Annotated in this window: 18 protein-coding genes, 3 tRNA genes and 1 pseudogene; 14 read left to right on the top strand and 8 right to left on the bottom strand. The window is 60.4% G+C overall.

All coding sequences use genetic code 11. The features are described 5' to 3' along the window. The first annotated feature begins 61 nt into the window (after positions 1–61). Positions 62–775, top strand: coding sequence for a 2-C-methyl-D-erythritol 4-phosphate cytidylyltransferase (gene ispD / locus LMG28727_RS01985; RefSeq protein ID WP_201640627.1), 714 nt, complete (start codon positions 62–64; stop codon positions 773–775). Between the two features lie 42 nt (positions 776–817). Continuing rightward, entirely contained in the window at positions 818–1297 is a 480-nt protein-coding gene (ispF, locus tag LMG28727_RS01990; RefSeq protein ID WP_201640628.1) for a 2-C-methyl-D-erythritol 2,4-cyclodiphosphate synthase, read from the top strand. A 50-nt stretch (positions 1298–1347) separates the two neighbouring features. Here the strand turns inward: ispF and LMG28727_RS01995 are convergent, their stop codons facing one another. The 4 genes from LMG28727_RS01995 to ompR all read right to left on the bottom strand — a co-directional run bounded on the left by LMG28727_RS01995 (position 1348) and on the right by ompR (position 5032). Then, a complete protein-coding gene (locus LMG28727_RS01995; RefSeq protein ID WP_201640629.1) occupies positions 1348–1872 on the bottom strand; it encodes a carboxymuconolactone decarboxylase family protein in 525 nt (174 codons plus the stop codon). An 86-nt stretch (positions 1873–1958) separates the two neighbouring features. Continuing rightward, positions 1959–2507: a peroxiredoxin gene (locus tag LMG28727_RS02000; RefSeq protein WP_201640630.1), complete on the bottom strand. Its 549-nt coding sequence runs from the start codon at positions 2505–2507 to the stop codon at positions 1959–1961. A gap of 195 nt (positions 2508–2702) precedes the next feature. Continuing rightward, complete coding sequence (locus LMG28727_RS02005; RefSeq protein ID WP_201640631.1) at positions 2703–4052, bottom strand: ATP-binding protein; 1350 nt, start codon at positions 4050–4052, stop codon at positions 2703–2705. A gap of 245 nt (positions 4053–4297) precedes the next feature. Then, a complete protein-coding gene (ompR, locus tag LMG28727_RS02010; protein WP_006048917.1) occupies positions 4298–5032 on the bottom strand; it encodes an osmolarity response regulator transcription factor OmpR in 735 nt (244 codons plus the stop codon). A 229-nt stretch (positions 5033–5261) separates the two neighbouring features. Between ompR and LMG28727_RS33955 the strand changes: the two genes are divergently transcribed. From LMG28727_RS33955 to LMG28727_RS02020, 3 genes and pseudogenes are all read left to right on the top strand, one after another. Then, positions 5262–5591: a hypothetical protein gene (locus tag LMG28727_RS33955; RefSeq protein ID WP_236591559.1), complete on the top strand. Its 330-nt coding sequence runs from the start codon at positions 5262–5264 to the stop codon at positions 5589–5591. A 225-nt stretch (positions 5592–5816) separates the two neighbouring features. Continuing rightward, positions 5817–7415, top strand: coding sequence for a DUF1800 domain-containing protein (locus tag LMG28727_RS02015; RefSeq protein ID WP_201640632.1), 1599 nt, complete (start codon positions 5817–5819; stop codon positions 7413–7415). Between the two features lie 64 nt (positions 7416–7479). Next, a pseudogene (locus LMG28727_RS02020) lies at positions 7480–8696 on the top strand (DUF1501 domain-containing protein). Positions 8697–8869: 173 nt separating this feature from the next. Here the strand turns inward: LMG28727_RS02020 and LMG28727_RS02025 are convergent. Then, entirely contained in the window at positions 8870–9694 is an 825-nt protein-coding gene (locus tag LMG28727_RS02025) for a squalene/phytoene synthase family protein (RefSeq protein ID WP_201640633.1), read from the bottom strand. A gap of 221 nt (positions 9695–9915) precedes the next feature. Here LMG28727_RS02025 and LMG28727_RS02030 point away from each other — a divergent pair. Next, positions 9916–10002, top strand: a tRNA-Leu gene (locus tag LMG28727_RS02030). Positions 10003–10104: 102 nt separating this feature from the next. On the opposite strand, the gene LMG28727_RS02035 is transcribed toward LMG28727_RS02030, so the two are convergent. Then, on the bottom strand, positions 10105–10392 hold the full coding sequence (locus tag LMG28727_RS02035) for a hypothetical protein (protein ID WP_201640810.1): 288 nt from the start codon (positions 10390–10392) through the stop codon (positions 10105–10107). 670 nt (positions 10393–11062) lie between these two features. On the opposite strand from LMG28727_RS02035, the gene LMG28727_RS02040 reads away from it, so the two are divergent. Next, positions 11063–12541, top strand: coding sequence for a DUF3999 domain-containing protein (locus LMG28727_RS02040; protein ID WP_201640634.1), 1479 nt, complete (start codon positions 11063–11065; stop codon positions 12539–12541). Positions 12542–12728: 187 nt separating this feature from the next. Here LMG28727_RS02040 and LMG28727_RS02045 read toward each other — a convergent pair whose 3' ends face one another. Beyond that, positions 12729–13175 (bottom strand): MarR family winged helix-turn-helix transcriptional regulator, encoded by a 447-nt coding sequence (locus LMG28727_RS02045; protein ID WP_201640635.1) that lies wholly within the window; start codon positions 13173–13175, stop codon positions 12729–12731. 63 nt (positions 13176–13238) lie between these two features. Beyond that, complete coding sequence (locus LMG28727_RS02050; protein WP_201640636.1) at positions 13239–14408, bottom strand: glycerate kinase; 1170 nt, start codon at positions 14406–14408, stop codon at positions 13239–13241. 645 nt (positions 14409–15053) lie between these two features. Between LMG28727_RS02050 and tig the strand changes: the two genes are divergently transcribed. The 7 genes from tig (at position 15054) to LMG28727_RS02085 (ending at position 22259) form a co-directional block, all read left to right on the top strand. After that, positions 15054–16400: a trigger factor gene (gene tig, locus LMG28727_RS02055; RefSeq protein WP_201640637.1), complete on the top strand. Its 1347-nt coding sequence runs from the start codon at positions 15054–15056 to the stop codon at positions 16398–16400. 180 nt (positions 16401–16580) lie between these two features. Continuing rightward, a complete protein-coding gene (gene clpP / locus LMG28727_RS02060) occupies positions 16581–17234 on the top strand; it encodes an ATP-dependent Clp endopeptidase proteolytic subunit ClpP (protein ID WP_201640638.1) in 654 nt (217 codons plus the stop codon). A 179-nt stretch (positions 17235–17413) separates the two neighbouring features. Continuing rightward, a complete protein-coding gene (clpX, locus tag LMG28727_RS02065) occupies positions 17414–18685 on the top strand; it encodes an ATP-dependent Clp protease ATP-binding subunit ClpX (RefSeq protein WP_201640639.1) in 1272 nt (423 codons plus the stop codon). 204 nt (positions 18686–18889) lie between these two features. Beyond that, positions 18890–21313: an endopeptidase La gene (gene lon / locus LMG28727_RS02070; protein ID WP_201640640.1), complete on the top strand. Its 2424-nt coding sequence runs from the start codon at positions 18890–18892 to the stop codon at positions 21311–21313. A gap of 341 nt (positions 21314–21654) precedes the next feature. After that, positions 21655–21927, top strand: a complete 273-nt coding sequence (locus LMG28727_RS02075; RefSeq protein WP_201640641.1) for an HU family DNA-binding protein — start codon at positions 21655–21657, stop codon at positions 21925–21927. A gap of 134 nt (positions 21928–22061) precedes the next feature. Continuing rightward, a tRNA-Val gene (locus LMG28727_RS02080) sits at positions 22062–22137 on the top strand. 45 nt (positions 22138–22182) lie between these two features. Further along, positions 22183–22259: transfer RNA gene (locus tag LMG28727_RS02085), tRNA-Asp, on the top strand. The last annotated feature ends 15 nt before the right edge of the window (positions 22260–22274 follow it).

The raw sequence follows: 22274 nt of genomic DNA on the forward strand, positions 1-22274 counted from the left end.
TGAATGCGAAGGACCTATTATAAAATCCGTCCTTTACTTTGACTTCGCGGCATCCGCACTCGTGACTTCCCGTCTATTTGCCCTGATTCCGTGCGCAGGCACCGGCAGCCGTTCCGGCGCCGCGATGCCCAAACAATATCGCACTGTCGCCGGTCGCGACATGTTGCATTACTCGCTGGCCGCGTTCGACGCGTGCAGCGAGTTTGCGCAAACCCTGGTCGTGATCGCTCCCGACGACAGCCACTTCGACGCGCGCCGCTTTGGCGGCTTGCGCTTTGCGGTGCGCCGCTCGGGCGGCGCGTCGCGCCAGGCGTCGGTGCTCAACGGGCTGCATGCGCTCGCCGAGTTCGGCGCACATGACGACGACTGGGTGCTGGTGCACGACGCGGCTCGCCCCGGCATCACGCCGGCGTTGATCCGCACGCTGACCGGCGCGCTGAAGGACGATCCGGTGGGCGGCATCATGGCGCTGCCGGTCGCAGATACATTGAAGCGGATCGACGCCGGCTCGCACGATGGCCGCATTGCCCGCACCGAAGCGCGCGACGGCTTGTGGCAGGCGCAGACGCCGCAGATGTTTCGCATCGGCATGTTGCGCGAAGCGATCCTGCGCGCGCAGGCCGACGGTCACGATCTCACCGACGAAGCGAGCGCGATCGAATGGCTGGGTCACGCGCCGAAGCTGGTGCAGGGCGCGTTGCGCAACTTCAAGGTGACTTATCCAGAAGACTTCGATCTGGCCGAGGCGATTCTGTCGCGGCCGTCGGCCTCGTGATGGATTTCAATTTTAGCTAGCGGACTTGAGGACTTGACGCATATGGATTTCAGAATTGGGCAAGGGTATGACGTGCATGCGTTGGTGCCGGGACGTCCGTTGATTATCGGCGGGGTGACGATTCCTTATGAGCGCGGGCTGCTCGGCCATTCAGACGCTGACGTGCTGCTGCATGCCATCACCGACGCGCTGTTCGGCGCGGCCGCGATGGGCGATATCGGCCGCCATTTCTCGGACACCGACGCGAAGTTCGCTGGCGCGGACAGCCGCGTGCTGCTGCGCGAATGCGTGGCGCGCGTGACGGCCGCGGGTTTTTCGATTGCGAATGTGGATAGCAGCGTGGTCGCGCAGGCACCGAAACTGGCACCGCATATTGAAGGAATGCGCGCGAATATTGCCGCCGATCTCGGGTTGCCGGTGGATCGGGTCAACGTGAAAGCCAAGACCAATGAGAAGCTGGGCTATCTGGGCAGAGGCGAGGGGATTGAAGCGCAGGCGGCCGTGTTGTTGATCAGGAATTGATCGTCGGGTTTTGTTTCCCTCGGGCAGCCGAAGGAAACAAAACCACCGCGCTATTTCCCTTCAGCAGCAATGCACTGCGCGGTCGCATTGATCACCGCCGCGATCCGGCCCACGTCACGCAGTTGCGTCGTGCTCATTCCCTCGGCCACCAGCGTATCGAAGTGCGACTTCACACAAAAATGGCACTCGCCGATAATCGACGCCGCCAGCGCATACATCTCGAAGCGCCGCTTGTCCACACCGCCGTGCGACGCATAAGCGTTCATCCGTAACTGCGCCGGTTGCGATTTCAGATCGGCGTCACCCGTCATCTCGACGTACGGGTACCAGACGTTGTTCATGCCCATCAGCGCGGCAGCCGTCAGCGCGCCCTGGGTTTCTTCCGGCGACAGCACGCCCGCATTGCGGATTGCATCGACGATCACCGTGCTCTTCGCGGCGAACGCAGCAGCGAGCGCCACGCCCACCGAGTCGTTCCCTTCGAGCGACGACCGTGCGATCGTGCCATCGAGATTCAGCCGGATGTCCTTCGCGTAGTCCGGCACGAGCGCCTTAATCGAAGCCAGGAATTCCATTAGCATCTCCTATCGGTTTGTCGATAAAAAAGCCCGCGGCTTGTCAGGCCGAGCGGGCTTTCGGGCTGCTGGCTGGCAGCACGGCTTTACAGCGTTGCGCCGCCGACTGCGCGGTTGCAAGGACACAGTTCGTCCGTTTGCAGGCCGTCGAGAATCCGCAGGATTTCCTCGGGGTTGCGGCCCACGTTGAGGTTATTCACCGAAACATGCTGGATCGTATTGTCCGGATCGACGATGAAGGTCGCGCGCAGGGCGACGCCAGCTTCCTTGTCGCGCACGCCGAGCTGATCGATCAACTCGCCCTTCACGTCGCCGAACGAGTAGTGGTTCAGCTTGTTCAGGTCTTTATGCTCACGGCGCCATGCCAGCTTCACGAATTCATTGTCGACGCTACCGCCTAGCAGCACTGCATCGCGTTCTTCGAAATCTTTGGCGAGCTTGCCGAATTCGACGATCTCCGTCGGGCACACGAACGTGAAATCCTTCGGGTAGAAATAAATGATCTTCCACTTGCCGGGGAACGAATGCTCGGTGATTTCTTCGAACGCCGACGAGCCGTTTTCTTCATGATTGTTAAAGCCCGGCTTCGCAGCAGCGACGGTAAACGCTTCGACTTTATCGCCAACGGTTTTCATGCGAGTGCTCCTTCGTGGGTTGGAAAAACAGCATGTTGAGGCTATCTGCCCGTCATAACGGGCGCGTTACACCGTCCCACTATAGTTCTATTGAACTATCCGACCAATAGTTTGTTCCTAACGATCCGGATAGTTATTATTCAATGCGAAGCCCGTCTTCAGCGCGTTGGCGGAGCCCGGCGAAGCCCGTTCCGGTCATGCGCCTTTGGCGAGCGGAAACTCGATCGTGACCTCGAGTCCCGGTCCTGGCGTGCGATTGCGCAGACGCAATGCGCCGCGATAACGCCCCACCAGCCGCTGCACAATTGCCATGCCAAGGCCTGTGCCGTTGGCTTGCGTGCGTGCCGAATTGACACGATAGAACGGCCGTGTGACAAGCGCTAGCTGGTCTTCTGGAATGCCGGGGCCTTCGTCGACCACGGTCAGTTCGACTCGCGAGTGCGACACGCGGGTTTCGAGAATCACGTGCGGGATGCCGTCGCCATCGCTCAGCCCATATTTGCGCGCGTTCTCCAGCAGATTGCCGACCACACGGCGCATATCGGTTTCATCCGCTTCGATCACCGCCGACGGCGCGAGTCGCGTGATCAGCCGCATGCTGTCCTCGCTTTGCATCCGCGCAGCGAGTTCGCCGGCAATCACGGACAGGTCGACCGGCTCCGGCGTGCGTTGCACGGGACGCGCGTAGTCGAGGAATCGTCCGATGATCATGTCCATCTGCTCGATATCGTCGACCATCGCGTCCTTGGTGCTCTGGTCGGACGGACTCATTTCGGTTTCGAGCCGCAGACGCGCGAGCGGGGTGCGCAGATCGTGCGAGATGCCTGCGAGCATCAGCGCACGGTCGGCCTCGAGCTGTTCGAGGTCCTGGACCATCTGGTTGAAGCTTCGGTTTGTTTCGGCGGCCACACCCATGCCGCGTTCGGGCAACGGCTCCGGCGACTGGCCCGAACCGACCTTGCGCGCGGCCATGGCAAGCCGCGCGAATGGACGGTTCACGAGACTCGTGATGAAGGCCGCGCCGAATAGCGACAGCGCGAGCGCGAACACGCCCCAGCCGGCCCACTGCAGACCGGTTGCGTTGTCGAGCTGATCGCGGTCGAGCGCCACCCAGTAATCGTCGTCGTCGATCTTGAAGCTGATCCACACACCGTTGATGTCATTCACGCTCTGCGCAATGACAGTGTCGTCGCCGAGACGCCCGCGAATGTCGTGTTCGATCAGCCGGTTCAGCGACTCGTCGGGCTGGAGCTTGTATTTGTCGGTGGCTTCACGCGGATACACCCGCACGCCTTCATTACTCTCCAGATCCTGCAGCAGCGCGCGCCGCAGGTCGGGATCGGAATAAAGGAGCGCGGTGCGTGTGAGCTTCACGATGGCGACGAGCTGCAGCGCTACGCGCTGCGCGCGCGGCTCGCGTTCGATCACGCGAAAGCTCTGGAACCAGGCGGCGAGACTCACTGCGATCAGCAATGCGATCAACAGAAAGGTCCGCCAGAAAAGGCCGCCGAACGCGAGCGTCAGGAGGCGCCGGTCGATCCGCATGGGCCCTTCTTATCTGAGATCAAAGACAGCAACGATTTTGCATCGGACCGGCGTAAGCGCGGGAGCGCGAACGCTGGACGATGCCGTGCCTGGGACCAGGGTCAACGCTGAAGCGTCAACTCTGGTCGACGCGGTGCATGGGACCAGAGTAACCGCTAAAGCGTCAACTCTGGTCGACGCGGTGCATGGGACCAGAGTAACCGCTAAAGCGTCAACTCTGGTCGACATAAAAGATGAGAGCAAACTCAGGCCGCACCGTCGGGGATAAAGACGTAGCCCAGACCCCACACGGTCTGAATGAAGCGCGGGCTACCCGGGTCCGGTTCGATCAGCTTGCGCAGACGCGAAATCTGCACGTCGAGACTGCGGTCGAAAACTTCGTATTCACGCCCACGTGCGAGCTCCATCAGCTTTTCGCGTGACAGCGGCTGACGCGGATGGCGTGCGAACACCTTGAGCACCGAGAACTCGCCCGTGGTCAGCGGAATCTCCTGGCCGGCCTTGGTGAGCGTGCGAGTGGCGAGATTCAGCGCGAACTCGCCGAACTCGAACACCTCAGTGGTCTCCGACGGCGCGCCCGGCAATTCGGACGGCGACTGGCGGCGCAGCACCGCGTGAATTCGCGCGACCAGTTCGCGCGGATTGAATGGCTTGGGCAGATAGTCGTCGGCGCCCATTTCGAGCCCGACAATACGATCGACATCTTCACCCTTGGCCGTCAGCATGATGATCGGCGTGCGGTCGTTGCTGCCGCGCAGGCGGCGGCAGATCGACAGGCCGTCCTCGCCGGGCAGCATCAGATCGAGCACCAGCAGGTCGAAGCGCTCACGCACCCACAGCTTGTTCATGGACGGCGCGTTCTCAGCAACATAGACATTGAAGCCCTGTTCACCGAGGTAGCGGCGCAGCAGATCGCGCAGGCGCGGATCGTCATCGACGACGAGGATTTTCGAAGGGTTTTTGGTTTCCATGGTCGGCATCTTAGCGCGATTAGAAAGTGGTGCGCGGGCGCATCATTTCTGGGGTTACAGTCAGTTACAAAATTTACCCGGACTGTGGCACGACGTAAAGCGGCGGCAGGTAGACTCCTTTACTGAATGCGGCTGTTCGGTGGATACTTCACTCGACTAAAACTCTCGCACCCGGCTAGTTACCGGGGTCTGTATAAGCATTTGAGGTAGCCGGTTGCCGCGCCACGAAGGGAACAACATGAAGGGAGGGGTTTGGCCAAATGTGCGCCTGAGCGTCATTGCACTGGCAGTAGCCGGTACGCTCGCAGGCTCACTGGGACCAACGCTCGCCCATGCCCAGCCTTCCGCCGACAGAGCTGCGAGTGAGCGCGCGCCCAGATCGGGCAATTCGCGTGCGAACCACCACAATCTGAATAACGACGAACGTCCTGCATCAGACGTGATGTTGCGCACTGCAGTTCCCCCCGATCTTGATCAACGTCGTCGTGACGGTCATATGACGCCCGACGAACGACGCCTATTGCGGCAGCACATCGAAGATGCTGTCCGTGAACTTTATAAGCGGTAGCTATTTCTGTGCCTGACCTGGGCGCCTGTCTCATGCGGTTCCTTCGCGTGAGAAATTCTGTTTCAACTCCACCGTCAACTTCTCTACGCCGTCTGCCGTTGAAGCGTCAGGGCGATACGTGTATTGCTACGTCGACGTTTTTTGCGCGACGTGATCCCACCAGGGAGATGGACGATGAAGTTGCCGGCGCGTGGTAATCGCGGTCGATGGTTTGTAGCCTCTGCCATGTCATTGAGCGTGGCTTTGGGTGTGAGCTTGCTATGCGATTCGTTGGCCTTGGCCGCCCAGCGGGCTGTGCCGGCTACACGACATGCAGCGCATCGCACGGGGGCTAAAGCATTTGCAGCATCGGAGACTTCCGACGGCGAGCAGACCCTCCTCGACGCCGACGACGCGCGCTTCTTCCTGACGCGCGTCGGCTTCGAACCGGATCGCGCCGAAACTGCGCAATATGTTGGCCTTACCCGGCAACAGGCAGTCGACAAGGTGCTCGCTTCAGCACGAACCGAGGCGCTCACGCCATCGCCCGATTGGGTGAGCGAACCCATCCCCACACGAGACGCGCGCAAGGCGTGGACCGCCGATCAGCGTCGGGACGAGCAGCGACTGCGCGCGCAGCGTTACGAAGTATTACGCGCATGGTGGGTGCGTGAGATGTTGGCCACGCCATCGCCGCTCACCGAGCGCATGACGTTGTTCTGGCATAACCACTTCACGTCGGGGCAGGACAAGGTAGCCTTTCCGCAGCACATGGCACAGCAAAACCTGCTGTTGCGTCGAGACGCGCTGGGCAATTTCGGCGACTTGCTGCACGCCGTAGCGAAAGATCCGGCGATGCTGCAATACCTCGACGGTGCAAGCAATCGCAAAGGCCGCCCCAACGAAAATTTCGCGCGGGAAGTGATGGAGTTGTTCACGCTTGGCGAAGGGCATTACACGCAGCGCGACGTATCGGAGGCGGCGCGTGCCTATACCGGCTGGAGTCTCGATCCCGACACGCAGGCCTACGTGTGGCGCGCGAATCAGCACGACGACGGCGATAAGACCGTGCTCGGTCAAACCGGTCCGTTCGATGGCGACCAGGTGCTCGACATCCTGCTCGCGAGTCCTGAAACGGCGACGTTCGTGACCACCAGGCTGTGGCGCGAGTTCGTCTCCGATACGCCCGACCCGCTTCGCATCGCACCGATCGCGCAGCAGTTTCGCGCGAGCCACTACGAGATCAAGGTGGCGCTGCGCGGGCTATTTCTGAGCGATGCGTTCTGGGACGACGGCAACCGTGGTGTGCTCGTCAAATCTCCGGCGGAATTCGTGGTCGGCACGTTGCGCGCGTTCGATGTGAGCTATGACAACGCTGGGCCGTTCGTCGCGCAGATGCGCACGCTCGGCGAGAACCTGTTTTATCCGCCGAACGTCAAAGGGTGGCCGGGCGGTACGACGTGGATCAATAGCTCGACTCTGCTCGCACGCAAGCAGTTCGTCGAACAACTGTTTCGCGCGACCGAAGCGGCGCCGATGCGCATGAGTCGTCCACTTAACGCGAAGTTCGCGGCGAGTGATGTGACGGTCGGCATGCAGACAGATCCGCAGCCACCCCATGCCATTGCATCAGCCAAAAGCGCTCGAGGTGGCGTACGCTTTGACATCGATACGTGGCTTGCTCAATACAACACCGCTCCTGCTTTGAAGCCGGGGTTGTCCGCGGAGCTTCAGTTGCAGCACGCGGTCCTGCCGTTCACGCCGGTGGACGCGATCGCAACAGATTCGACCGCGAGCGCCTATCTGGAAGCGTTGCTGATGGACCCGGCGTATCAGTTGAAATGACCCGCCCGGTGGGTCGCCCATCGCAGCGCGACTCACGTCGTCACAAGAAAAAACGAGGTGCAGGATGAACCGACGCAGCTTTCTTTCGATGAGCGCAGCCGCCAGTGCAATGTTGTGGTTGCCGCGTGCGTTCGGTGCGCAGACGGCATTGCCTGATGGATTGTCGGGTAACGGCTATGACAATCTGCTGGTCCTCGTCGAACTGAAGGGCGGCAACGACGGCTTGAATACCGTGATTCCGTTTGCCGATCCCGCGTATTACGACTTGCGCAAGAACATCGGCATCAAACGCGAGCAGGCAATTCAACTCGACGAGCGCACGGCGCTGCATCCGTCGCTGCATCCGCTCGTGCCGCTCTGGCAAAGCCAGCAACTCGCAATCGTGCAGGGCGTCAGCTATGCGCAGCCGAACCTGTCGCATTTCCGCTCGATCGAGATATGGGACACCGCGTCGCGTTCCGATCAATATCTGCGCGAAGGCTGGTTGACGCGAACGTTTGCGCAGGCACCGGTGCCAACTGGTTTCGCGGCGGACGGCGTCGTGATCGGCAGCGCTGAAATGGGACCGCTCGCGAACGGCGCACGGGCGATTGCGCTGGTCAATCCAACCCAGTTCATCAAGGCCTCCCGGCTTGCCACTCCTGTGTCTTTGCATGAACGAAACCCCGAGTTGGCGCATATTCTCGACGTCGAAAACGACATCGTGAAAGCCGCGGATCGCTTGCGTCCCACGCAAGCTCAGGTGCCGTTAAAGACGGTGTTTCCTGGCGGCGCGTTCGGCAATTCGATCAAAACGGCGATGCAGGTGCTGGCCGCCGGCGACTCGCCGCAGGCGCAACCGCAAAGCGGGCAGGGCATCGCCGTGATCCGTCTGACACTGAATGGCTTTGATACGCATCAGAATCAGCCGGGCAGCAGGCCGCGTTGCTCAAACAACTCGCTGACGGATTCGTGGCGATGAAATCTGCGCTCGTAGAGCTAGGGCGATGGAACGAAACGCTGGTAATGACTTATGCGGAATTCGGGCGACGTCCGCGGGAGAATCAGAGCCGAGGTACCGATCACGGTACCGTGGCGCCGCACTTCGTCATGGGCGGCCGCGTGCGCGGCGGTTTGTACGGCGTTCCGCCAACGCTCGCGCGGCTCGACGGCAATGGCAACTTGCCGGTCGGCGTGGATTTTCGACAGCTTTATGCGACGGTGCTGGGGCCGTGGTGGGGGCTCGATGCGTCGGCCGTTCTGCAGCAGAGGTTCGAGCCGTTGCCGCTGTTGCGCGTTTGACGAGGGCCTGGTCTGCGTGGGCGACTTCGACGCGGGCGCCGGCGCGGCAGACGTGGCGGGTGATGGCTTGACTGGCCCGATGACGGTGAGGCTCATGCGCGCGTGAATGCGGTGTCGCCGAGCCGTGTCCGAACCAGCGGCGCACCTTCTGGCCGCGCTGGCGGTCTCCCTTTCTATTTGGCGCGCCACGAAATCCAGAGCTTGCGGATCGGCGTCAGTGCAATCTGCTGATGCAGAACCTGGTAGCCGTCGCGCTCGATTTCATCCAGCAGCGCCAACGCCAAGGCGGCTAGCGCAAGCAGCGTACGCTGCGAACGACGCTCGCAGCCGGGTATCGCATCCAGCGCCTTTTGCAATGCCGTGCGTGCGCGGGTGGTTTCGAAGCGCATCAACTCGGTGAATGCGTCGCTGTATTTGCGGTTGATCAGGTCGGCGGCGGTGACGTTATAGCGCTGCATTTCGTCGATCGGAATATAGATGCGCCCGTGGCGCGCGTCATTCCCCGTTTCGACGACGAACTGCGCAAGCAGCAGCGCCTCGCCCAGCGGCGCGGACCATTGCGCCGACTGCGCGGCGTCTTTTGCCGTGACGCGCGCGATCAGCGCAGCGAAGTTGCCGCCGACGCTGTCTACATAGCGGCGCAGATTCGGATAATCGAGGTAGCGCGCCTGGTCGAGATCCATTTCGAAGCCGGCGAGCAGCGCCTGCAACGCGGGATATTCCGCTTTCACGTCGGGTAGATAAGCCGCCAGCGCCTTTGAAACCGGATGCGACGGCGAACCCGAAGCCAGCGCGGCGATCTCGTTTTGCCACCACGCGAGCTTGGTGCGGCCGATGGTGGGATCGCTGGTCTCCTTGACCGTTTCCTCAAACTCGCGGCGCAACGCGAACAGCGCGGTGAGAAGCGGCTGACTTTTCGCGGGCGCTTGCCGAAGCGCGTAGTAAGTGCTCGATCCGGGGAGAGCCGCTTTCTGCTGGCAATATTCGTCGAAATTCACTGGATTGGCGTGGTGGGGAAGGGCAGGCGAAGAAGGCGGGCACGGTATTCGTGCGTCGAGCCAAAAATTGTAGCATCGGCGGTGAGTTGGGAGAGGCCACAGATGCAGACAAGCGCGAATCAATCGGTTAGAATCTCGCGCTTACGCTTTCGGACGCAGGTTGTTGGTGCGTCTGCAAGCAGGCAGGACATCGGGTGGGACGCACAGCGGCTCGCCCGGCTGCGAGGGTGGCGAAATTGGTAGACGCACCAGGTTTAGGTCCTGACGCCCGCAAGGGTGTAGGGGTTCGAGTCCCCTCCCTCGCACCATTTATTTGAAGCGAAAAACCCCGTTAAGTCTTTGGACTGACGGGGTTTTTTGTTTTGGTCCATGGCTCGTTCACCTGCCGGGCAATGCTTGCCCGGCAACGGTCACGCGGCCGGTGTTTCCGGTTGCGACGGCGAGCCCGGCAGTTCGGCCTGGGCCGCGCCTTCGAGGAAGCGACGGGTCGATTCGAAGGCTTGCAGCATCGGATCTGGCCACGGTGTTTGCAGCATGACCGCCTGATGATTTTCAAATGCCGACGACAAAAGCTTGACCAGTTCCGGCGAGCGCAGGTGGCGCAGCAGCACACTAACGGCGATTGCCGTCGCCTGGCTGGCGCCGGCGGTTTGAAGTTCCGAAGCGGTCAGGGCCGCAACCTGTTTATTGATGTCCACAGAAACTTCCTTGGATGAAAAGTGGGAGAGTGAAGGCTCGGTGGCCAATCCCGAATTTTGACATGGTTGGCAGCGCGTCGCGAATCTGACGCCACGGGCATGCGTGGGTGACGGCTTGTGAGTCGTGGAGGAATGACGCCCGTGCTGCTTGCTAGTTGGGTCTGAGATTTTTGGAGCGGGGCCTGCATGGGATCGCACAGCGCGAGCGCAGCCGGCTGCATGATTGCGCGGCGTACGCCGTACGGCACACGGCGCGACGGCGTTTTCCTCATTGCGGTGATTGCTCCATTCTGGCCGAGGTCTGCTGGTCTACGAATGTGGTGTGCTGTGGCAGCGAGCGGTCTGGCTTCTCGGGCAAAATGCGACGCTGCCGGATGGGTCAGTTCTTCGCGCTGCCTTAAAAACCGTTACCTCTGACACGCCAGATCACTTTAGTTTCGGTATTCTGGATAACCTGCGCCGCGGCCGCACAGATGGCGCAAGGTGGCGCAGTCGTGATGTTCGGCTTCACCGTCGATATGCTGCTGGCGCTCAGCGCTCATTCGGTTTTTTTTCGACTTGTCACAAGCGGCCGATATTGACGCGGCTCGTGCTGCCTGGCGGCTCGGGACGCACCAGCCCACCAGCGGCGTCTCGTACCGTTCCGTCATGTGGTTCTGGAAACCTGGCAATGAAGCATGTGTTGAAACTGACTGGCTGGTGTCTGGCAATGGTGCTCGTGTGGGTCGCGGCGCCAGCCGTCGCGGGCGACAATCTCGCGCCGCGCGATTTCGCACGACATTTCGTATTGCAACTCGACGACAGCGCTGCGTCATCTTTCAGTATGACGCTGCCGGCGAGCGTCTATGCCGCGAGTCAGCGCAGCGATCTCGGTGACATTCGCATATTCAATGGGGCGGGTGAGTCTGTGCCGTACTCGCTCGACACGCCACGATTGGCGTCGCGCGCGCTACCCAAAACGCGGTCGGTGGGTTGGTTCCCGCTGCCGTCGGCGCCGGCCGGCGGCAGCGCTATGCCGACCGGAGTGGCAATCGCGGCCGACGGATCATTGCGGGCAACGGCGGCTCCGCCGTCTGGCGCTCAACATGTGGCTGACCTGGTCGACCTCGGACGCCTACCGCGGACGGCACAGGTCAGCGCGTTGCTCGTTCATCTGCGGGATGACAATTTTCAGGGGCGCGTCACTGCCGAGGCCAGCGACGATCTGCGTCACTGGCAGCCTGCCGGCGACGCGCAACTGCTCAAGGTCAATTACAACGGCGGCACCCTGAGTCAGGACCGTATCGAACTGAACGGTGTACACGCACGTTATCTGCGCCTGCACTGGCTCGACGGTACGCCGTATGTCGATTCGATGGACGCGAAGATCGAGACCGTCGGCGCTGGCTCCGCCCAGACTGTCGACGCGAAGCGGGAGTGGCACGAAGGAATCGTCGCCCGTATGGGCCTGAAGCCGGGCGAGTACTTTTTCACAACGGGCGGTTCGTATCCCGTCGACCGCTTACGCCTGACTTTGCCGCAGCCCAACACGGTCGCTCCCGCCATCGTTTATTCAAGAACCGGACTGGACGCGCCGTGGCGACAGGTGTCCAGCGAGACGCTTTTCCGTCTGCACAACGGCACGGTGGAGCAGAGCAATGCGCTGCTCGAATTTAAAGCTGATACCGATCGTCAATGGCGTGTGGTCGTCGATACACCTAATGGCGGTCTGGGCAACGGGGCGCTGATCGTCGCGGAGGGCTGGCGTCCAGCAACGCTGACTTTCGTTGCGCAAGGGAGCCCGCCATTCACGTTGGTGGTGGGGCGCGCGGAGGCGGTGCCGGTGGCCGTGGGTCGCAACGCGTTGCCGGTGGATGCTGCGTCGGCGACCGGGGTCGCGCGGCTGACTAGCGAGCCGCCTGTGGCACAGCCGGCAAGTGCACAATTGGCGGCTAACGCGCCGGACCCGTCGCGCGGCTATTTGCTATGGGCTGCCTTGCTGCTGGCCGTGGGTTCGCTCGGCGCGATCGGTTGGCGGATGGCGCGCGGCGCACGCATTCGGACAACTGAAGTGCCGGACGGCTTCGCCAGCGGTGCTGGATCACTGAGCGCTACGGCTAACGACAATGCAGCGGCCGATGCCGAAGGTTCGGGCGACGTGAAGAGGTGATTTGGGGTGATTTGCCCTCGGCGAAGCGTGAATGCGCACGGGTCCCGGGCGCCATGCTCGATCAGCCAACAAACCTGTTCGCAAAGACGCGACCACGTAACGGCGTGGATGGGGAAAGCAGTTGCTACGCAAAGTGACGGGCGACCCATTGCCGTGCGCGATCCAAGTCGACGCGCGACGACTGCTTCTACCGCGCCGACATCGTTTCAATTATTTTGTCGAGTGCCTCGCCGAACGCGGCCTTTTCCTGTTCGTTGAGGCAATCGAACAGGTCCCCGTTCCATTTCCGGGCAATCGGCATCACCTTCCGAAAAAGCGCACGGCCTTCCGCTGTCAGCGAGACCAGTACCACGCGTCCATCGTCGGCACTCTGCTGACGTTGAACAAGTCCTTGCTGGATCAGCGCTTCCGCTGCGCGGCTCGCCTGGCTTTTATCCAGGTTGGCGTGTCTCGCCAATTCCATGATCGAGAACGGTCCGAACGAGCCCACCGACGCAATGACCCGTGCCTCGGGCAAAGTCACGCCGAGTTTCTCCTGATAGCGCTCGCTGATGCCACGCTCCGCGAGTTTGTTGAGCACATGCAGCCGGTATGTGAGGAGTTGCTCGAGCCCGGCTTTAACGGAGTCCTTCATGGTCATCCCGTGATGAGTGGAGCGGTCGTGGCGCTGCGATTGTTGCCGTAACCGCCCCTCCGGTCAACGCGCGCCGGGTTTCGGGTCGGAGGCCGGCCCGAACTTCAGACGCGTCAGTTGTTCAGCCTCGTTGGCTAACAGGTTTGCCGCGTCGCGAATCGCAATCTCAAGCGTAATCGGCCCGGGCGCGGGTGAAAAACAGCCGCTGAAATATTCGGAAAGACGGGGCAGCGCCGCGGAATCTATCGCGCCCGAGAGGAGCGTGGCGGGCACACCCGCTGCCTGCGCGTGACGGCAGGCGATGAAGGGCGCCTTGCCGTGCAGCGTTTGCACGTCCGAGCGGCCTTCGCCCGTGATCAGCCAGTCTGCGCCCTCGAGCGCCGCGTCGAGGCCGATCTGCCGTGCGACGGTTTCCGCACCTGGCTCGAACTTCGCACCGAGCATATGCAGCGCGAAGCCGAGTCCGCCCGCCGCGCCCGCGCCAGCCTGGTCGCGCGCCTCGCGCCCGAGCGCTGCTTCGAGCAGGTCTGCAAAATGGGCGAGGGCTGCGTCGATCGATTCGATCTGTTCCGGTTTTACACCCTTTTGCGGACCGAATACCGTCGTCGCGCCGTGATCACCGGTCAGCGGATTGTCCACGTCGGACATGCCGACGAACGTCGTGTCGACGAGCCGTGCGTCGAGTTGGGAGACATCGAGGCGCGCGACGCGCGCAAGCTGTTCCGGTGTGCCTTCGAGTTCGTTGCCCTGGGCGTCGATCAGTTTCAGGCCGAGGCCGGTCAGCAAGCCAGCGCCGCCGTCGTTCGTGCTGCTGCCGCCCAGCGCAACGAAAAACCGCCTCACGCCAGCGTCCAGCAGCGCCCGAATCGCTTCGCCCATGCCTCGAGTGCTGCGCGCTTCGACGGGCACGCCCATTCCAACCTGATCCGTAATACCGACAACTTCAGCCGTTTCGATAATCGCGCTGCCGTCTGCGAGAAGTCCTGTTAGCGCTTCGCGCAGCGGACCGGCGGCGCCGCGCACGTTCAGCTTGCGACGCTCGCCGCCGCTCGTGAGCATGGCCTCGAGCGTGCCTTCGCCGCCGTCGGCCATGGGGCAGAGCCGCACGCTGGCATCGGGCCGCGCGCGCTGAATGCCGGACGCAATGGCCTGCGCGACCTGCTCTGCGCTAAGCGAGCCTTTGAAGGAATCGGGAGCAATGACGACGACAGGCGAGGACGGCGAATTCGGCATGGTGTCTCTGAATGGTTGGAATCGTTTCGACGGGCGGGGATGGTCAATGAAGATCTGATGCTGGCCCAGTCCCAAGCTCGTTCGTTAGCTTATCAGCATGGGCGCGCGGACTGAATATGTCGAACGGCATAGCCGGAATGGTCCGCCGGGGCCCGCGGGTCGACCGGTACCGTTTCGCGATGTAGCGGGCTGGACGTCAGTGCGGCGTAGTGAGTGGCGACGGGTGATAGGGCGCGGTCGCCGCGGCCGTAGCCGCCGCTACGGCAACGGCCGCGCCTGCTGGCCCTCGTTGCCGCTCACTAGCCATTGCCGAATAAATGTCGCCGCTGATGAGCGAAAGGTGGCTTATGCCGGGGCGGCGTCCGACCCGCGCGGAAACCATGCCTAAACAACGCGGAAATCGACCGGAATACCTGGAAAAACGCGCTCATTCATCGAATCCCGGCTAGGCGCGCAAATAGTTTGCTAAAATATTCGGCTCTTTGGACCCAACCGTGCTGCCGGCGGCCTGCAAGCCCGCGGCGCAGGCGCGCAATCGATGCTAAACGACGGAAACGGACGCAAACGCGAACGTACGCGCGACATCGAAAAGCGGCACGGAGAAGATAACTGATTCGCTCGAATAATTTTAGGACGATTGAAGCCATGGCTAACGTTGTTGAAAACCTCGGCAAGCTCGAACGCCGCGTAACGATTTCCCTGCCGAAGGATGCCGTGCAGAAGGAAGTGGACTCGCGTATCCGTCAACTCGCGAAGAACGTGCGCATGCCGGGTTTCCGCCCGGGCAAGGTGCCGCTCAAGATGGTGACGCAACAGTATTCGGGCCAGGTGGAAGCAGAAGTGCTGAGCGACAAGGTCGGCAAGGAATTTTTCGACATCAGCCGCACCGAAAACCTGCGCGTTGCCGGCCAGCCGAGCTTCGCACCGAAGGCCGACGTCGCTGAAGGCGACTACGCATTCGACGCAACCTTCGAGGTGTACCCGGAAGTGAAGCTGGGCGATGTCGCCACGGCTGAAATCGAACGCACCACGACCACCATCAGCGAAGCGGAAATCGACCGCACGCTGGAAATCCTGCGCAAGCAACGCGTGCATTTCCACGCTCGCGGCGAAGCCGGCGAGCACGGCGACGGCGGCGCTGATACGCAAGCCAAAGACGGCGATCGCGTGACGGTCGACTTCGTCGGCAAGATCGAAGGTGAAGTGTTCCAGGGCGGTAGCGCTGACGACTTCGCCTTCGTGCTGGGCGAAGGCCGCATGCTGCCGGAATTCGAAAAGGCAGCGCTGGGCCTGAAGGTCGGCGAGTCGAAGGAATTCGACCTGGCGTTCCCTGAGGACTACCACGGCAAGGACGTCGCAGGTAAGACGGCGCAATTCACGATCACGATGAAGAAGATCGAGTGGCCGCACCTGCCGGAAATCGACGCTGACTTCGCCAAGTCGCTCGGTATCGAAGACGGCGATCTCACCAAGATGCGCGCTGAGATCAAAGACAATCTCGAACGCGAAGCGAAGCGCCGCACGCAAGCCATCGTCAAGAATCAGGTGATGGACGCGCTCCTGAAGATTTCCGAACTCGACGTGCCGAACGCACTGATCGAGCAGGACCAGGAACGCCTCGTCGCAATGGCACGTCAGGATCTGGAGCAGCGCGGCGTGCCGAACGCCAAAGATGCACCGATCCCGGCTGCCATGTTCAAGGAACAGGCTGAGCGCCGCGTCAAGCTGGGCCTCGTGCTGGCTGAACTGGTCAAGGCTAACGAACTGCAAGCCAAGCCGGAACAGATCCGCGCCGAAGTCGACGAGTTCGCAAAAAGCTACGAAGACCCGAAGGAAGTCGTCCGCTGGTATTATTCCAACCAGCAACGTCTTGCTGAAATGGAAGCGTACGTCGTTGAAGCCAACGTCGTCGATTTCGTTCTGGGCAAGGCGAAGGTGACGGACAAGGAAGTGAGCTTCGAAGAACTGGCAAGCGCAACGGCGCAAGCGTAAGCGTCGCTGCAACGGCGTGCCGGCTGTCGGAGCGACGGCCCGCACGCCGTTTTTTTGTGCTCTGAATGTGCGTTGCATTTTGCATCGTGTTCGCACTGATCGCGTACTTGAATGCGGGCTCGTCGACCACACCTGTCTAGCATCTAATATTGAGAATATTTCCAGACAAGGATCCATTGCATGACCTTTCGCGCTCAAATGCTGGACACGTTGACCTCCCAATCGTCGCGGGATCTCGAAGCGCAGGCGCTCGGACTGGTGCCGATCGTCGTGGAAACGAGCGGCCGGGGCGAGCGCTCGTATGACATTTACTCGCGTCTGCTGAAGGAACGCATTGTGTTCCTCGTCGGCGAGGTGAACGATCAGACGGCTAATCTGGTTATCGCGCAGATGCTGTTTCTGGAAAGCGAAAATCCGGACAAGGACATCAGCTTCTACATCAACAGCCCCGGCGGTTCGGTGTCGGCCGGTATGGCGATCTACGACACGATGCAGTTCATCAAGCCGGACGTTTCCACGCTGTGCATGGGTCTCGCGGCAAGCATGGGCGCATTCCTGCTGGCGGCTGGCGCGAAAGGCAAGCGTTTCGCGTTGCCGAATTCGCGCGTGATGATTCACCAGCCGCTGGGCGGCGCGCGCGGTCAAGCTTCGGACATTGAGATCCAGGCGCGCGAAATTCTGTATTTGAAGGACCGCCTCAACAATCTGCTCGCGCACCATACCGGCCAGCCGGTCGAGCGTATCGCCCGCGACACCGACCGCGACAACTTCATGTCCGGCGATGACGCGCAAGCTTACGGTCTGGTCGACCAGGTAGCGCACAAGCGTCCTTGATCTGGTGCGGATTTGCCCTGAATTGGGGCAGATCCGTTGTCGGACCATTGTGAAATAATCAAGACTCGTCCGAGCGCCTGCGGCAAACGCCGTCACCTTGGCAACCCCGCCGCGCCCAAACTGCGAGGCGGGGGCAAACGGCGTATCATGTAATTGAGTGTCCGGAGGCTCACACATCTATGGCGGACAAGAAAGGTTCTAACAGCGAGAAGCTGTTGTATTGCTCGTTTTGCGGTAAAAGCCAGCATGAGGTAAAAAAGCTGATTGCTGGCCCGTCGGTGTTCATCTGCGATGAATGTATCGACCTGTGTAACGAAATCATTCGCGACGAGGCCGCAGGCGCAGGCATTGAAGCGGGCTTGTCCAAGTCCGATCTGCCAAGTCCGCAGGAAATCCGCGAAATTCTCGATCAGTATGTGATCGGTCAGGAACGTGCGAAAAAGATCCTTGCTGTGGCGGTGTACAACCACTACAAGCGCCTTAAGCACCTCGACAAGAAAGACGAGATCGAGCTGTCCAAGAGCAACATCCTGCTGATCGGCCCGACCGGTTCCGGCAAGACGCTGCTCGCGCAGACGCTTGCCCGCCTTCTGAACGTTCCGTTTGTGATTGCCGATGCAACCACATTGACGGAAGCCGGTTATGTCGGTGAAGACGTCGAGAACATCATTCAAAAGTTGCTGCAGAACTGCAACTACGAAGTCGACAAGGCTCAGCGCGGCATTGTCTATATCGACGAAATCGACAAGATCAGCCGTAAGTCCGACAACCCGTCTATCACCCGCGACGTATCGGGTGAAGGCGTGCAGCAGGCTTTGCTGAAGCTCGTTGAAGGTACGATGGCGTCGGTGCCCCCGCAGGGTGGCCGCAAGCATCCGAATCAGGACTTCATTCAGGTCGACACCACCAATATTCTGTTCATCTGTGGCGGCGCGTTCGACGGGATCGAAAAGGTCATCGTCGATCGTACCGAGAAGACGGGCATTGGTTTCGGCGCGAGTGTGAAGAGCAAGCAGGACCGTGACGCGGGCGAAGTGCTGCGCGAAGTGGAGCCGGAAGATCTGATCAAATTTGGTTTGATCCCCGAACTGATCGGTCGTTTGCCGGTGGTTGCCACCCTCGGCAAGCTCGACGAAGTGGCGCTGATGAAGATCCTCGTCGAACCGAAGAACGCATTGGTGAAGCAGTACCACAAGCTGTTCAATATGGAACGCGTCGAACTGGAGATTCGTCCGGGCGCGTTGCAGGCTGTGGCGCGTAAGGCGATCCGTCGCAAGACAGGCGCACGTGGTCTGCGCTCCATCCTGGAACAGGCGTTGCTTGATGTGATGTACGACCTGCCGCAAATGAAAGGCGTCAGCAAGGTCATCATCGACGACAACGTTATTGACGGCGACGGCAAACCGCTACTGATCTACGAAGACGCGCCCAAGGTCGCGGGTTCGAACTGATCGGCTTTCGAGTTCTGCAAAAAAAGCCGTTCATGGCAACGTGAACGGTTTTTTTCGTTTATCGTGTGGTCATTGAAGCTTGTTTTCACAATGGAGTCACTGAACCTTCGGAGTCACTGAACTTTTCCCACACGCGGAGGCCTTGCAATAGTTTCTGCTGGCCTCACCTATCGAACGAACTGATTCCACTCATGGGGAAATGAAATGTCAGGAACCCAACTCCTCCCGCCGGAACGCATTACGCTCCCGCTGCTCCCGCTGCGTGACGTAGTCGTTTTCCCGCACATGGTGATTCCGCTCTTCGTAGGCCGCCCGAAGTCGATCAAGGCTCTCGAAGCAGCGATGGAAGGCGGTAAGCACATCATGCTCGTCGCCCAGAAAACGGCTGCGAAAGATGAGCCGACCGAAAAGGACATGTACGAAGTAGGGTGTGTTGCCAACATCCTGCAAATGCTGAAGCTGCCCGATGGCACCGTTAAGGTGCTCGTCGAAGGCTTGCAGCGCGCGAAGACGCTTTCCATCGAAGAACAGGAAACGCAGTTTTCGTGCGAAGTCATGCCGCTCGAACCCGACCATGCCGACAGCGCTGAAACTGAAGCGCTGCGCCGCGCAATCGTGTCGCAGTTCGATCAGTATGTGAAGCTGAACAAGAAGATCCCGCCTGAGATCCTGACGTCGCTGTCGGGTATCGACGAGGCTGGGCGTCTGGCCGACACGATCGCGGCGCATCTGCCGCTCAAGCTCGACCAGAAGCAGCACATCCTCGAAATGTTCCCGGTTATCGAGCGACTCGAGCACCTGCTCGCGCAACTCGAAGCTGAGATCGACATCCTGCAGGTTGAAAAGCGCATCCGTGGGCGTGTGAAGCGCCAGATGGAGAAGAGTCAGCGCGAGTACTACCTGAACGAACAGGTCAAGGCGATCCAGAAGGAACTCGGCGAAGGCGAAGAAGGTGCGGATCTCGAAGAGCTCGAAAAGCGCATCACGGCTGCCCGCATGCCGAAGGAAGCCAAGAAGAAGGCCGATGCCGAGCTGAAGAAGCTCAAGCTGATGTCGCCGATGTCGGCTGAAGCGACGGTCGTGCGCAACTACATCGACACGCTGATCGGCCTGCCGTGGCGCAAGAAGAGCAAGGTCAACAATGACCTCTCGAATGCGGAACGCGTGCTTGACGAAGACCACTTCGGTCTCGAGAAAGTGAAGGAACGCATTCTCGAGTATCTCGCGGTCCAGCAACGTGTCGACAAGGTCAAGGCGCCGATCCTGTGCCTCGTTGGGCCTCCGGGTGTCGGTAAGACGTCGTTGGGCCAGTCGATCGCTCGCGCTACGAACCGTAAGTTCGTGCGTATGGCGCTCGGCGGGGTGCGCGACGAAGCTGAGATTCGCGGTCACCGTCGTACGTATATCGGTTCGATGCCCGGCAAGATTCTGCAAAGCCTGACCAAAGTCGGCGTGCGCAATCCACTCTTCCTGCTCGACGAAGTCGACAAGATGGGTCAGGATTTCCGCGGCGATCCGTCGTCGGCTCTGCTCGAAGTGCTTGATCCGGAACAGAACCATACGTTCGCCGATCACTACGTCGAAGTCGACTTTGATCTGTCGGATGTGATGTTCGTGGCGACGTCGAACTCGCTGAACATTCCGCCGCCGCTGCTCGACCGGATGGAAGTGATCCGTCTGTCGGGTTATACGGAAGACGAGAAGGTCAGCATCGCGCAACGTTATCTTTTGCCTAAGCAAAAGAAGAACAACGGCCTCAAGGAAGGCGAGGTCGATGTAACGGAAACCGCGATCCGCGACATCATTCGTTACTACACGCGTGAAGCGGGCGTTCGTTCGCTCGAGCGTGAAATTTCGAAGATCTGCCGCAAGGTCGTGAAGATGCTTCTGCTGAAGAAGGCGGAAGGCGCGGTGAAGGTCGACGGCAGCAACCTCGACACGTTCCTTGGTGTGCGCAAGTATGACTTCGGTCTGGCTGCGAAGGAAAATCAGGTTGGTCAGGTCACGGGTCTCGCGTGGACGGAAGTGGGCGGCGATCTGCTGACCATCGAAGCCGCGGTGATGCCGGGTAAGGGCAATGTGATCCGCACTGGTTCGCTCGGTGACGTGATGAAGGAATCCGTCGAAGCTGCGCGCTCGGTTGTGCGTTCGCGTTCGCGTCGTCTGGGCATCAAGGACGAAGCGTTCGAGAAGCAGGACATTCACATCCACGTGCCGGAAGGCGCAACGCCGAAAGATGGTCCTTCGGCTGGTATCGCGATGACGACGGCGCTGGTGTCGGTGTTGACCGGTATTCCGGTTCGTGCCAACGTGGCGATGACGGGCGAAATCACGTTGCGTGGTGAAGTTCTGCCAATCGGCGGCCTGAAGGAAAAGCTGCTGGCCGCGCATCGCGGTGGCATCAAGCTGGTGCTGATTCCGGAAGAAAACGTCAAGGACTTGACGGAGATTCCGGATAACGTGAAGAACGCAATCGAAATCGTGCCGGTCCGCTGGATCGACAAGGTGCTCGAACTTGCGCTCGAACGTGTGCCGCAAGCGTTGCCGGAAGAAGAGGCAAAGCCTGCAGCGCCGGTCGCCGCTGAGCCGGCCAAGGACGCTGGCGCAACCGACGTCGTGAAGCACTAAAGCAGTTAGCAACGCAGTTGCTTGCTGGTTAAAAAACCCGTGGTCATCACCGCGGGTTTTTTATTGCCCAAACGAATTGCGACCCGCATTTAACGCTGCCACGTTCCCACCTTTTGAGTAAAACGGGAGACGCATGCGAAGCGTGCCGAACTCGCATCTCGCAGCTGCAATCTACGATTAAAAAAACCTGTTTAAAAAGGCTCTAACTCAGGCTCAACCCCGGTTGACACAAGGGTTTCGGCCAATTCTAATGAGGCGGCTCGGCGTTACCGCCAGCCACGTGATGATCCAGGTGCGACAGAGCACCGTCACGATTGCCATAAACATTCTCGGGGGTAGGAATGAACAAGACGGAATTGATCGATCACATTGCTCAGCAAGCCGACATTTCGAAGGCTGCGGCAGGTCGTGCACTCGATGCTGTGATCGGTGGCGTCAAGGGTACGTTGAAGAAGGGCGGTTCGGTGACGTTGGTCGGCTTTGGCACGTTCGCGGTCGGTAAGCGGACGGCGCGCACGGGACGTAATCCGCGCACCGGTGCAGAGATCAAAATCAAGGCAGCAAAAGTTCCTAAATTTAGGCCTGGCAAAGCTCTGAAGGATGCGCTAAACTAACGGGCTTGCTGCTTGAGGAAAGGCGGGTTCGTTAGAAAGAAGTACGGCGAATCGTGCTGAACCGAAGTGCCAGAATAGTTGGCATGAAGTGGTCGGTCAGGCAGCAATAGCAGAAGCACATGAATCATGAAGCTGGGTGCTTAGCTCAGTTGGTAGAGCGGCGCCCTTACAAGGCGTAGGTCGGGAGTTCGAGCCTCTCAGCACCCACCAGTTTCAGATTTGATTCGAGTGTTTCAGCGCAGTGACGCAGTATAAGGAGTGGTAGTTCAGTCGGTTAGAATACCGGCCTGTCACGCCGGGGGTCGCGGGTTCGAGTCCCGTCCACTCCGCCAGTATCCACGAAAGGC

The organism is Paraburkholderia metrosideri (genome assembly GCF_904848625.1).
Lineage (GTDB): Bacteria > Pseudomonadota > Gammaproteobacteria > Burkholderiales > Burkholderiaceae > Paraburkholderia > Paraburkholderia metrosideri.